Genomic DNA, 12,413 nt, shown 5'->3' on the forward strand with positions numbered 1-12,413 from the left:
GTAAACGGCGCTCCCTAGAATTGACGGGTGACCGCCAGCCCCAGCCCCGCCACCGACCTGCCCAAGTCGTGGGATCCCGCTGCGGCCGAGGGCGCGATCTACCAGAAGTGGGTCGACGCCGGATACTTCGCGGCGGACCCGGCCAGCGCCAAGCCCGGCTACTCGATCGTGTTGCCGCCCCCGAACGTGACCGGCAGCCTGCACATGGGTCACGCGCTCGAACACACCATGATGGACGCCCTGACCCGCCGCAAGCGGATGCAGGGATATGAGGTGTTGTGGCAGCCGGGAATGGACCACGCCGGCATCGCCACCCAGAGCGTGGTGGAAAAGCAGCTCGCGGTCGACGGCAAGACCAAGGAGGACTTCGGCCGGGAGCTGTTCGTCGAGAAGGTCTGGGACTGGAAGCGCGAGTCCGGCGGCGCCATCGGCGGCCAGATGCGCCGGCTCGGCGACGGGGTCGACTGGAGCCGCGACCGGTTCACCATGGACGAGGGCCTGTCGCGGGCCGTCCGCACCATCTTCAAGCGGCTCTACGACGCCGGGCTGATCTATCGGGCCGAGCGGCTGGTCAACTGGTCGCCGGTGCTTCAGACCGCGATTTCCGACATCGAGGTCGACTACCTCGACGTCGAGGGCGAGCTGGTGTCGTTCCGCTACGGCTCGCTCGACGACTCGCAGCCGCACATCGTGGTCGCGACCACCCGGGTCGAGACGATGCTCGGCGACACCGCGATCGCCGTGCACCCCGACGACGCGCGATACCGCCACCTGGTCGGCACCACACTGGCGCATCCCTTCGTCGACCGTGAGCTGGTCGTCGTCGCCGACGAGCACGTGGACCCCGAATTCGGTACCGGCGCAGTCAAAGTCACGCCCGCACACGACCCGAACGACTTCGAGATCGGGCTGCGGCACGGGTTGCCGATGATCTCGATCCTGGACACCAAGGGCCGAATCGTCGATACCGGAACGCAATTCGACGGGATGGACCGCTTCGAGGCCCGCGTCGCGGTCCGCGAGGCGCTGGCCGCCGAGGGCCGCGTCGTCGAGGAGAAGCGACCATACCTGCACAGCGTCGGGCACTCCGAGCGTAGCGGTGAACCGATCGAACCGCGGCTGTCGCTGCAGTGGTTTGTCCGCGTCGAGTCGCTGGCCAAGGCGGCCGGCGACGCGGTGCGCAACGGCGACACCGTGATTCACCCCGCAAGCCTGGAGCCGCGTTGGTTCGCCTGGGTCGACGACATGCGCGATTGGACGATCTCGCGGCAGCTGTGGTGGGGCCACCGCATCCCGATCTGGTACGGGCCCAACGGGGAGCAGGTGTGCGTGGGTCCCGACGAGACGCCGCCGGAAGGCTGGGAACAGGACCCCGACGTGCTGGACACCTGGTTCTCCTCGGCGCTGTGGCCGTTTTCCACCCTGGGCTGGCCGGACAAGACCCCCGAGCTCGAAAAGTTCTACCCCACAAGCGTTCTGGTTACCGGCTACGACATCTTGTTCTTCTGGGTGGCCCGGATGATGATGTTCGGCACGTTCGTCGGCGACGACGACGCCATCACCCTGGACGGTCGCCGCGGCCCGCAGGTGCCGTTCACCGATGTCTTCCTGCACGGGCTGATCCGCGACGAATCCGGGCGCAAGATGAGCAAGTCCAAGGGCAACGTCATCGACCCGCTGGACTGGGTGGAACTCTTCGGCGCCGACGCCCTGCGGTTCACGCTGGCCCGCGGCGCCAGCCCGGGCGGTGACCTGGCGATCGGCGAGGACCACGTCCGGGCGTCGCGCAATTTCTGCACCAAGCTGTTCAACGCCACCCGCTTCGCGCTGCTCAACGGCGCGCAGCTGGCGCCCCTGCCCCCGCCGGCCGAACTCACCGACGCCGACCGATGGATCCTCGGGCGACTGGAAGAGGTTCGCGCGGAAGTCGATTCGGCGTTCGACAACTACGAGTTCAGCCGCGCCTGCGAAGCGCTCTACCACTTCGCCTGGGACGAATTCTGCGACTGGTACGTGGAATTGGCCAAGACGCAACTGGCCGAGGGGGTCGCGCACACGACGGCGGTGCTGGCGGCGACGCTGGACACCCTGCTGCGGCTGCTGCACCCGGTGATCCCGTTCATCACCGAGGCCCTCTGGCAGGCGCTGACCCACAACGAGACCCTGGTGATCGCCGACTGGCCGCAGCCGTCCGGGATAGCCCTGGATCAGGTTGCCGCGCAACGCGTTACCGACATGCAGAAGCTGGTGACCGAGGTGCGCCGGTTCCGCAGCGATCAGGGGCTGGCGGACCGCCAGAAGGTGCCGGCCCGGATGACGGGCGTCGAGGGAGCCGATCTGGGCACCCAGGTGAGCGCGGTGACGTCGCTGGCGTGGCTGACGGCCGCCGGGCCGGAATTCCGCCCGTCGGCGTCGGTGGAAGTCAGGCTGAGCGGCGGCACCGTCGTCGTCGAACTGGACACCTCGGGCACCATCGACGTCGCCGCCGAGCGTCGCCGGCTGGAAAAGGATCTGGCCGCGGCCCACAAGGAGCTGGCGTCGACCACCGCCAAATTGGCCAACGAGGACTTCCTGGGCAAGGCCCCCCAAAACGTCGTCGACAAGATCCGGGACCGTCAACGCCTGGCCCAGGAGGAAACCGAGCGGATCAACGCGCGGCTAGCCGGGCTGCAATGACCGAGCCGCCCGAGTGGGCCGAGGACCCCGAAGTTCCCGGCGCGGTTCCCACCCCGGACCCGACCCCGGACGAGATCGCTGCCCTGTTGCAGGTCGAGCACCTGCTGGACCAGCGCTGGCCCGAAACCAAGATCGAGCCGAGCCTGACCCGGATCAGCGCGCTGATGGACCTGCTGGGTTCACCGCAATTGGCCTACCCGTCGATCCACGTCGCGGGCACCAACGGCAAGACCTCGGTGGCCCGGATGATCGACGCGCTGATCACCGCGCTGCACCGGCGCACCGGGCGCACCACCAGCCCGCACCTGCAATCGGCGGTGGAACGCATCTCGATCGATGCCAAGCCGATCAGCCCCGCGCAGTACGTGGCGACCTACCGCGAGATCGAGCCGTTCGTGCAGATGGTCGACGCGCAATCGCAGGCCGCCGGCGGGCCCGCGATGAGCAAGTTCGAGGTGCTGACCGCGATGGCGTTCGCCGCGTTCGCCGACGCCCCCGTCGACGTCGCCGTGGTCGAGGTGGGGATGGGTGGGCGCTGGGACGCCACCAACGTGATCAACGCCCCGGTGGCGGCCATCACCCCGATCGCCCTCGACCACGTCGACTACCTGGGCGACGACCTCGCCGGCATCGCGGGGGAGAAGGCCGGCATCATCACCCGGGCGCCCGAGGGCGCACCCGACACCGTGGCGGTCATCGCGCGTCAGGCGCCCGAGGCGATGGAAGTGTTGTTGGCCCAAACCGTTCAAGCCGACGCCGCGGTGGCCCGCGAGGATTCGGAGTTCGCCGTGCTGGGCCGCCAGGTCGCCATCGGCGGGCAGGTGCTGCAGCTGCAGGGGCTGGGCGGGGTGTATTCCGACGTCTACCTGCCGCTGCACGGAGAACACCAGGCGCACAATGCGGCCCTGGCGCTGGCCGCCGTCGAGGCCTTCTTCGGCGCCGGCGCGCAGCGTCAGCTCGACGTCGAGGCGGTTCGCGCGGGTTTCGCCGCCGTCGTCAGCCCGGGCCGGCTGGAGCGGATGCGCAGCGCGCCCACTGTGTTCATCGACGCCGCGCACAACCCCGCCGGTGCCGCCGCGCTGGCGCAGACGCTGGCGGGCGAATTCGACTTCCGCTATCTGGTAGGGGTGCTCAGCGTGCTGGCCGACAAGGACGTCGACGGCATCCTCGCCGCCCTGCAACCGGTGTTCGACGCCGTCGTGGTCACCCACAACGGGTCCCCGCGGGCGGTCGATGTCGAATCGCTGGCCCTGGCGGCGCGCGAGACGTTCGGGCCCGACCGGGTGAGCACCGCCGAGAACCTGCGCGACGCCATCGACGTCGCGACCGCGCTGGTCGACTCCGAGGTGGAGGGGGCCGCGCTCGACGGCCACGCCGAGGACTTCTCCGGGACCGGGATCGTCATCACCGGCTCGGTCGTCACCGCCGGCGCGGCGCGCACCCTGTTCGGGCGTGATCCGCAGTGACCGACCAGAACCGGCCCGACCCCTGGCGCAGCTTCGGCGCGGTGATGGCCCTCACGCTGTTTCTGGAAGCGATCGTGGTGCTGCTCGCGATCCCGGTGGTGGGCGCGGTCGGCGGAGGCCTCACGACGGCGTCGCTGGCCTACCTGATCGGCCTGGCCGTACTGCTGATCCTGATGGGCGGGGTGCAGCGCAAACCCTGGGCCATCTGGGCCAACCTCGGAGTGCAGGTGATCCTGCTCGCCGGCTTCGCCGTGTATCCCGGCGTGGGGTTCATCGGCGTGTTGTTCACCGGGTTGTGGGGCTTGATCGCCTACTTCCGGGCCGAGGTCCGGCGCAGGCAGGGGTAGCCCGGCGGTACGCTGTCCGCCGTGACCGAACGGACATTGGTACTGATCAAGCCGGACGGCGTCCAGCGACAGCTGGTGGGGGAGATCATCGGCCGGATCGAGCGAAAAGGCCTCACCCTCGCCGCGCTGATACTCCGGCACGTCAGCCAAGACCTCGCCGCCCAGCACTACGCGGAACACGAGGGCAAGCCTTTCTTCGAGTCGTTGCTGGCATTCATCACCTCGGGGCCGGTGGTCGCGGCCATCGTGGAGGGACCGCGCGCGATCGCGGCGTTTCGGCAGCTCGCGGGCGGTACCGACCCGGTCGAGAAGGCGATCCCCGGCACGATCCGGGGCGATTTCGGGCTCGAGACGCAGTTCAATCTGGTGCACGGCTCGGATTCGATCGAGTCGGCCAAGCGAGAAATCGGGCTCTGGTTTCCCGACGCCTAGAGCTGCGACGATCGTCCCCGCGGCGCGTTGCGGACCGGGGTTCGTCCGACCGGGCTGCATCAGGTGTGGCTTGGGCGCCGACGTGATGTGGGATACTGATGTCGGGTGAACGTCGCCGGACCGGCGTCAGACACCCGAATGAAGACTTAGACAAGCGCGACCATAGCCCCGTCGCCTTGGTTCGCTGCATGTCAGGCCGTCATTCAGCACGGCGCCGAGTGGGTTCTAACCTGAGCCGCTCGGGGCGAGACCATCACAAGCCCGGGAGAAGTGACCCGGGCCCATAGCGAAGCCCTCGCGTGGCCGCGTCGCAACGACGCGCCCGGGGGCTTGAGGAGAATACGTGGTAGACGGTGCACCAACTGCAGACCCATCAGAAGAATCGGCCCGGTCCGGGGAGCTGCCCGACCGGTTGAGGGTCCATTCGTTGGCCCGGACGCTGGGAACCACCAGCAAACGGGTCCTGGACGCGCTCAGCGAGCTGGACGGGCGCATTCGCAGCGCACATTCCACCGTGGACCGCGCCGACGCGGTGCGGGTGCGTGACCTGCTGGCCGCCCAGCCCCAGGAAGCCCCGGACGCCGCCACCGAACCCGTCGTGGATGGCGGCGAGGGTGCCGGCGAACCCGAATCCCGGCTGATGCTGGAAACCCCCGACAACGCCGCCGAGCGGCCGCATTACATGCCGCTCTTCGTCGCGCCGCAGCCACTGGACAGCGACGACGACAGCGACACCGACACCGACGAGGGCGCCGACTCCGACGATTCCGACGGCGACGACGACGAGCAGGCCGACCGCCCGTCGAATCGGCGGCGCCGTCGCGGCCGCCGGGGCCGCGGCCGCGGGCGCGGCGAGCAGGGCGGACCCGAGGGCCAGAACGACGGCGACGACGACGAGCCGCAGGGCCGGGTCAAGAAGGGCGCCCAGTCCGACTCGGGCGATTCCGACGAGGCCGACGACGAGGACTCCGACGACGGCGACGACTCCGAGGGCGGTGACGACGGTTCGGCGGATGGTGGCAGCCGTCGCCGCCGGCGGCGACGGCGCCGCAAATCCGGATCGGGCGACGACAACGACGAGGGGCCTTCACCCGACGACCCGCCCAACACGGTCGTGCACGAGCGGCCGCCCCGCAATGGCAAGAACGGCGGCGACGGCGGCAGCGCGAGCAACGAGATCAAGGGCATCGACGGCTCGACTCGGCTGGAGGCCAAGCGCCAACGACGCCGCGACGGCCGCGACGCCGGGCGGCGCCGCCCCCCGGTGCTGACCGAGGCCGAATTCCTGGCCCGCCGCGAGGCCGTCGAACGCGTCATGGTCGTCCGGGACCGGGTCCGCAGCGAGCCGCCGCACCAGGGTTCGCGGTATACCCAGATCGCGGTCCTCGAGGACGGCATCGTCGTCGAGCACTTCGTGACCTCGGCCGCGTCGGCGTCCCTGGTCGGCAACATCTACCTCGGCATCGTGCAGAACGTGCTGCCCTCGATGGAGGCGGCCTTCGTCGACATCGGCCGCGGCCGCAACGGCGTGCTCTACGCCGGCGAGGTCAACTGGGAGGCCGCCGGACTCGGCGGGTCCGACCGCAAGATCGAACAGGCGCTCAAGCCCGGCGACTATGTCGTCGTCCAGGTCAGCAAGGACCCGGTCGGGCACAAGGGGGCGCGGCTCACCACGCAGGTGTCGCTCGCGGGTCGCTACCTGGTCTATGTGCCGGGGGCGTCGTCGACCGGGATCAGCCGCAAGTTGCCCGACACCGAACGCCAGCGCCTCAAGGAGATTCTGCGCGAGGTGGTGCCGTCCGACGCGGGGGTGATCATCCGGACCGCGTCCGAGGGCGTCAAGGAAGACGACATCCGCAACGACGTCACCCGCCTGCAGGAGCGCTGGAAGCAAATCGAGGCCAAGGCCATCGAGATCAAGGAGAAGGCCGCCGGGGCGGCTGTGGCGCTCTACGAAGAGCCCGACGTGCTGGTCAAGGTCATCCGCGACCTGTTCAACGAAGACTTCGCGGGCCTGGTCGTCTCCGGGGACGAGGCCTGGAACACCATCAACGAATACGTGAATTCCGTTGCGCCCGACCTTGTTTCGAAGCTGAGCAAATACGAGCCTCCTGCCGGGCCGGACGGGTCGAGCGGGCCGGACGTGTTCGCCGTGCACCGCATCGACGAGCAGCTGGCCAAGGCGATGGACCGCAAGGTCTGGCTGCCCTCGGGCGGCACCCTGGTGATCGACCGGACCGAGGCGATGACGGTGGTCGACGTCAACACCGGCAAGTTCACCGGCTCCGGGGGGAACCTCGAGCAGACGGTCACGAAGAACAACCTCGAGGCGGCCGAGGAGATCGTGCGCCAACTGCGGCTGCGCGACATCGGCGGCATCGTCGTCATCGACTTCATCGACATGGTGCTGGAATCCAACCGCGATCTGGTGCTGCGCCGGCTCACCGAGGCGCTGGCCCGTGACCGCACCCGCCATCAGGTGTCCGAGGTGACGTCGCTCGGTTTGGTGCAGCTGACCCGCAAGCGGTTGGGCACCGGACTGGTCGAGGCCTTCTCGACGTCGTGCCCGAACTGTGGCGGCCGCGGCATCCTGCTGCACACCGACCCGGTGGACTCGGCGCCGTCGAACGGCCGCAAGTCCGAGTCCGGGGGCCGTCGCGGCCGGCGCAAGAAGAACAAGGCCGAGGAGCCGGTGGTGGCAAAGGTGCCCGTCCACGCTCCTGGCGAACACCCGATGTTCAAGGCGATGGCGGCCGGCTCGTCCACACAGGCGACAACCGAGGACGACGAATCCGACGAGGCCACCGAGGAAACCGGCGACGAGTTCGACGAGAAGAAGGCGCGGCGCGGCGAGGACGTCTCCGACGCGGACCAAGAGGACTTCGACGACACCGACGACGACTCGGACGACGACTCCGAAGACGACTCGGACGACGATTCCGACGACGACTCGGACGACGATGACCTCGATGACGAGGAAGACCTGGGCGACGACGACGAGGACCTCGAACTCGACGACGACGACCTGGACACCGAGGACTCCGACGATTCCGACGACTCCGACGATGCCGACGGTGGTTCGGCCGCGGCTGACCAGGGCGGCCCGCCCCCGGGGCGCCCCCGGCGCCGACGCGCGGCGGGCAGGCCCGCCGGGCCGCCGATCCACGCGGACTGAGCCCCGACAGCCAGGTCGTGTCCGGTTTGACCCTGTAGCCGCTGGTCACGTACCCTTGGACAGTTGTCGTCAGGCCGGGCGACTAAGCTTTGGCCGGCGGCAGCGGGACTCCCGGGGAATCGGAGCAGGCCCGCAACCCAGACCCACCACGTGCACCGCGGCTGGTTCGCGCGCGACGCGCCGAGCAGCGGCTAGAAGAAGGAGCAGAGCAACGATGGCGACCTACGCAATCGTCAAGACGGGCGGCAAGCAGTACAAGGTCGCCGTCGGGGACGTGGTCAAGGTCGAGAAGCTCGACTCTGAGCCGGGTTCGAACGTGTCGCTGCCGGTCGCACTGGTGGTGGACGGCGCCAAGGTCACCACCGACGCGGCGGCGCTGGCCGAGGTCGCGGTCACCGGCGAGGTGCTCGAGCACACCAAGGGCCCCAAGATCCGCATCCACAAGTTCCGGAACAAGACTGGCTACCACAAGCGTCAGGGCCACCGTCAGCAGCTGACGGTCCTGAAGGTCACCGGTATCAAGTGATGAGCCGTCAGGCGAAGAACAGACAGCACTGAGTAAAGGACGACGCAATGGCACACAAGAAGGGCGCTTCCAGCTCGCGCAACGGTCGCGATTCCGCCGCACAGCGGCTGGGCGTGAAGCGATTCGGCGGCCAGGTCGTCAAGGCCGGCGAGATCATCGTTCGTCAGCGCGGCACCAAGTTCCACCCGGGCGTCGGCGTCGGGCGCGGCGGCGACGACACGTTGTTCGCCAAGGAAGCCGGCGCCGTCGAATTCGGAATCAAGCGCGGCCGCAAGACCGTCAACATCGTCGCGGCCGGACAAGCCACCGACTGAGCGCCGCGAGCGTGCACCCACTGCGATAATTCGAGGCGATTCTCGCAGTAGCCGCACGTTCGGCGAGCGAGACGGGTGAGAGGACCCACGATGCCTCGGTTCGTCGACCGCGTCGTCATCCACGCGCGCGCCGGTTCCGGGGGCAACGGCTGCGCCTCGGTTCATCGCGAGAAGTTCAAGCCGCTCGGCGGCCCCGACGGCGGCAACGGCGGCCGCGGCGGCAGCATCGTCTTCGTCGTCGATCCCCAGGTCCACACCCTGCTGGACTTCCATTTCCATCCCCACGTCACCGCGCCGTCGGGCAAGCAGGGGATGGGCAGCAACCGCGACGGCGCCGCCGGCGCCGACCTGGAAGTCAAAGTCCCCGACGGAACCGTCGTTCTCGACGACAACGGCCGGCTGCTGGCCGACCTGGTGGGCGCGGGCACCCGCTTCGAAGCGGCCGCCGGTGGTCGCGGCGGCCTGGGCAACGCCGCGCTCGCCTCCCGCGCGCGCAAGGCTCCCGGTTTTGCGCTGCTGGGTGAGCAGGGCGAGACCCGCGACCTGACGCTGGAACTCAAGACCGTCGCCGACGCCGGCCTGATCGGATTCCCGTCGGCCGGCAAGTCGTCGCTGGTGTCCACCATCTCGGCGGCCAAACCCAAGATCGCCGACTACCCCTTCACCACGCTGGTCCCCAACCTCGGCGTCGTGTCGGCCGGCGAGCACACCTTCACCGTCGCCGACGTTCCCGGCCTGATCCCCGGCGCCTCGCAGGGCCGCGGCCTGGGCCTGGACTTCCTCCGCCACATCGAGCGATGCGCCGTGCTGGTGCACGTCGTCGACTGCGCCACCGCCGAGCCCGGCCGCGACCCGATCTCCGATATCGACGCTCTCGAGGCAGAGCTTGCCGCGTATACGCCCACCCTGCGGGGGGACGCGACGCTGGGCGATCTCGCCGAGCGGCCGCGCGCGGTGGTGCTCAACAAGATCGACGTTCCCGAGGCGCGCGAGCTCGCCGAGTTCGTTTACGACGAGATCGCCGAGCGCGGGTGGCCGGTGTTCTTGGTGTCGACGGTCGCGCGAGAAGGTCTGCAGCCATTGATCTTTGGGCTGTGGAGGATGATCTCGGAATACAAGGCCGCCCAACCCGAGATCGTGCCGCGCCGCCCGGTGATCCGTCCGATCCCCGTCGACGACAGCGGCTTTCGCGTCGAGCCGGATCCGCAGCAGCCAGGCGCCTTCGTGGTCAGCGGCGCGCGGCCCGAACGCTGGGTGCGTCAGACCAACTTCGACAACGACGAGGCCGTGGGGTATCTCGGCGACCGCCTGGCGCGCCTCGGAGTCGAGGAGGAACTGCTGCGGCTGGGTGCGCGCGCGGGGTGCGAAGTGACCATCGGCGACATGACGTTCGATTGGGAGCCGCAAACGCCTGCGGGACAACAGGTTGCGCTGTCGGGCAGGGGAACCGACGCGCGGCTCGAGCGCAGCGAGCGGGTCGGCGCCGCGGAGCGCAAGGCCGCCCGGCGCCAGCGCAGAACCAGAGCCGGCGACGATGCAGAGCGCAGCGATGCGGAGGAGCGGCGCCCGTGACCCCGCAGCGTGACGCCATCCGGAACGCGCGCAGCCTGGTGGTCAAGGTGGGCACCAACGCGTTGACCACCGAAGCCGGGGTATTCGACGCGGGCCGGCTGGCCGGCCTCGCCGACGCGATCGAGACGCGGATGAAGGCGGGCACCGACGTCGTCATCGTGTCCTCGGGTGCCATCGCCGCCGGCATCGAACCTCTCGGATTGTCCCGTCGCCCACGGGATTTGGCGACGAAGCAGGCCGCGGCCAGCGTCGGTCAGGTCGCGCTGGTGAATTCGTGGAGCGCCGCGTTTGCCCGGTACGGACGCACGGTCGGGCAGGTGCTGCTGAGCGCGCACGACATCTCGATGCGCGCCCAGCACACCAACGCTCAGCGCACGCTGGATCGGCTGCGGGCACTGCACGCGGTGGCGATCGTCAACGAAAACGACACGGTGGCCACCAACGAGATCCGGTTCGGCGACAACGACCGGCTCTCGGCGCTGGTAGCCCACCTGGTCGGTGCCGAGGCGCTGGTGTTGTTGTCCGACATCGACGGGCTGTACGACTCCGATCCGCGCAAAACCGAAGGCGCGCAGTTCATCCCGGAGGTCGCGGGTTCGGCGGACCTGGTCGGCGTGATCGCCGGGCCCGGCAGTGACTTGGGCACCGGCGGCATGACGTCAAAGATGTCGTCGGCGCTGCTGGCCGCCGACGCCGGTGTGCCGGTGCTGCTGGCCGCCGCCGACGAGGCCTCGACCGCACTCACCGACGCCTCCGTCGGCACGGTGTTCGCCGCGCGGCCCGCGCGGATGTCGGCGCGGAAATTCTGGGTGCGGTACGCCGCGGAGGCGGCCGGCGCGCTGACCCTCGACGAGGGCGCCGTGCGCGCGGTCGTCGGGCAGCGCCGTTCGCTGCTGCCCGCGGGGATCACCGCGGTGTCCGGCCGGTTCTTCGGCGGCGACGTCGTCGAATTGCGCGGGCCGGACGCGGCGATGGTGGCCCGTGGCGTGGTCGCCTACGACGCGACGGAACTGCTCACCATGATGGGCCGCTCCACCAGCGAGCTGCCCGGCGAGCTGCGCAGGCCCGCCGTGCACGCCGACGACCTGGTGGCGGTCTAAGGGCGAGCAGACGCAGAATCGCATGATTCGTTCTTCGAACGTGCGATTCTGCGTCTGCTCGCGCTAGGGGTCAACTCGCCGATGTGGGTTTGAGATACAGTGCGCCCCAAACGATCTCGGCGAGGGTGGCGGCTAGCTCGGCGTCGTAGCCGGGCGGCCGCGCGGGCAGGTTCTGCTGGCAGGCGCGCTCGACCATCCAGGTCAGCGCGCTGGCCGTGGTGAGCGCCGCCAGCTCGGGGCGGATCGAGCCGTCGGCCTGGCCCTCTTCGATGACCCTGGTGAGCTGTTCGGAGATGCCGGTCAGCAGTTCGCGATACGCCTCCCCGGTCGGTGGGTCGTAGGCGGCCATCTCGTTGAGCGCGACCAGCACCGCTTGGTGCCGTCGATAGATGGCGATGATGCTGCTCATCGCCGCGCGCACGTCGTCGGGGTCGTGCCGCCCGGCCACCGTCCACCAGCGCCGCGCGCCGTCGGCCAGGTCGCCGAACACCTGGCCCGCGAGTCGGCGAAGCAGATGGCCCTTGTCCTCGAAGTAGATGTAGAAGCTGGCGCGGGAGATGCCCGCCTCGCCGGAGAGCCGATCCACGCTGAGCTCGGTGAAGCTCGCGCCGTCGCGCATCAGCCGTTCGGTGGCGTCGAGCAGCCGGCGCTCCATTTGCTCGCGCCGCTGCTCGCGCCCCACGCTTCGGTGGCCTTGCGGCTTGCGGGTGAGCGACGGCATGCGCCGAGCATAGCCGAGCTTTCGACATCTTGACTAGACACACTGTCTAGGCATATCGTCGCGTGGAGTTTGTGACCGGCGTCA

The 12,413-nt window shown here is 69.4% G+C and carries 10 protein-coding genes; 9 read left to right on the top strand and 1 reads right to left on the bottom strand.

Going from position 1 to position 12,413, the window contains the following annotated elements; all coding sequences use genetic code 11:
* Window positions 1–27: 27 nt before the first annotated feature.
* The 9 genes from W7S_RS07620 (at window position 28) to proB (ending at window position 11,608) form a co-directional block, all read left to right on the top strand.
* The gene (locus W7S_RS07620; protein ID WP_014384170.1) at window positions 28–2,676 is read left to right on the top strand and encodes a valine--tRNA ligase; all 2,649 of its coding nucleotides are present in this window, start codon (window positions 28–30) and stop codon (window positions 2,674–2,676) included.
* Window positions 2,673–4,142 carry a folylpolyglutamate synthase/dihydrofolate synthase family protein gene (locus W7S_RS07625; RefSeq protein ID WP_009955948.1) on the top strand — a complete coding sequence of 490 codons (1,470 nt, stop codon included), beginning with the start codon at window positions 2,673–2,675 and terminating at the stop codon, window positions 4,140–4,142. Before W7S_RS07620 ends, W7S_RS07625 begins: the two co-directional genes overlap by 4 nt.
* A gap of 44 nt (window positions 4,143–4,186) precedes the next feature.
* Complete coding sequence (locus tag W7S_RS07630; RefSeq protein WP_263645441.1) at window positions 4,187–4,489, top strand: DUF4233 domain-containing protein; 303 nt, start codon at window positions 4,187–4,189, stop codon at window positions 4,487–4,489.
* A gap of 21 nt (window positions 4,490–4,510) precedes the next feature.
* On the top strand, window positions 4,511–4,921 hold the full coding sequence (ndk, locus tag W7S_RS07635) for a nucleoside-diphosphate kinase (RefSeq protein ID WP_014382181.1): 411 nt from the start codon (window positions 4,511–4,513) through the stop codon (window positions 4,919–4,921).
* Window positions 4,922–5,264: 343 nt separating this feature from the next.
* On the top strand, window positions 5,265–8,096 hold the full coding sequence (locus W7S_RS07640; RefSeq protein WP_041297792.1) for an Rne/Rng family ribonuclease: 2,832 nt from the start codon (window positions 5,265–5,267) through the stop codon (window positions 8,094–8,096).
* Window positions 8,097–8,310: 214 nt separating this feature from the next.
* Window positions 8,311–8,622 (top strand): 50S ribosomal protein L21, encoded by a 312-nt coding sequence (gene rplU / locus W7S_RS07645; protein WP_008255206.1) that lies wholly within the window; start codon window positions 8,311–8,313, stop codon window positions 8,620–8,622.
* A 47-nt stretch (window positions 8,623–8,669) separates the two neighbouring features.
* Window positions 8,670–8,936 carry a 50S ribosomal protein L27 gene (gene rpmA / locus W7S_RS07650; protein WP_008255217.1) on the top strand — a complete coding sequence of 89 codons (267 nt, stop codon included), beginning with the start codon at window positions 8,670–8,672 and terminating at the stop codon, window positions 8,934–8,936.
* Window positions 8,937–9,026: 90 nt separating this feature from the next.
* Window positions 9,027–10,508 (top strand): GTPase ObgE, encoded by a 1,482-nt coding sequence (gene obgE, locus W7S_RS07655; RefSeq protein WP_008255218.1) that lies wholly within the window; start codon window positions 9,027–9,029, stop codon window positions 10,506–10,508.
* Window positions 10,505–11,608, top strand: a complete 1,104-nt coding sequence (gene proB, locus W7S_RS07660; RefSeq protein WP_008255219.1) for a glutamate 5-kinase — start codon at window positions 10,505–10,507, stop codon at window positions 11,606–11,608. Before obgE ends, proB begins: the two co-directional genes overlap by 4 nt.
* A 70-nt stretch (window positions 11,609–11,678) precedes the next feature.
* On the opposite strand, the gene W7S_RS07665 is transcribed toward proB, so the two are convergent.
* On the bottom strand, window positions 11,679–12,329 hold the full coding sequence (locus W7S_RS07665) for a TetR/AcrR family transcriptional regulator (protein WP_014711131.1): 651 nt from the start codon (window positions 12,327–12,329) through the stop codon (window positions 11,679–11,681).
* Window positions 12,330–12,413 lie beyond the last annotated feature (84 nt).

Source organism: Mycobacterium sp. MOTT36Y (assembly GCF_000262165.1).
Taxonomy (GTDB): Bacteria; Actinomycetota; Actinomycetes; order Mycobacteriales; family Mycobacteriaceae; genus Mycobacterium; species Mycobacterium intracellulare.

Bases quoted from the DNA above. Each gene is read 5' to 3' on its own strand.
- rplU (WP_008255206.1), top strand. From the start codon at position 8,311: ATGGCGACCTACGCAATCGTCAAGACGGGCGGCAAGCAGTACAAGGTC.
- W7S_RS07630 (WP_263645441.1), top strand. From the start codon at position 4,187: ATGGCCCTCACGCTGTTTCTGGAAGCGATCGTGGTGCTGCTCGCGATC.
- obgE (WP_008255218.1), top strand. From the start codon at position 9,027: ATGCCTCGGTTCGTCGACCGCGTCGTCATCCACGCGCGCGCCGGTTCC.
- rpmA (WP_008255217.1), top strand. From the start codon at position 8,670: ATGGCACACAAGAAGGGCGCTTCCAGCTCGCGCAACGGTCGCGATTCC.
- W7S_RS07625 (WP_009955948.1), top strand. From the start codon at position 2,673: ATGACCGAGCCGCCCGAGTGGGCCGAGGACCCCGAAGTTCCCGGCGCG.
- W7S_RS07665 (WP_014711131.1), bottom strand. From the start codon at position 12,329: ATGCCGTCGCTCACCCGCAAGCCGCAAGGCCACCGAAGCGTGGGGCGC.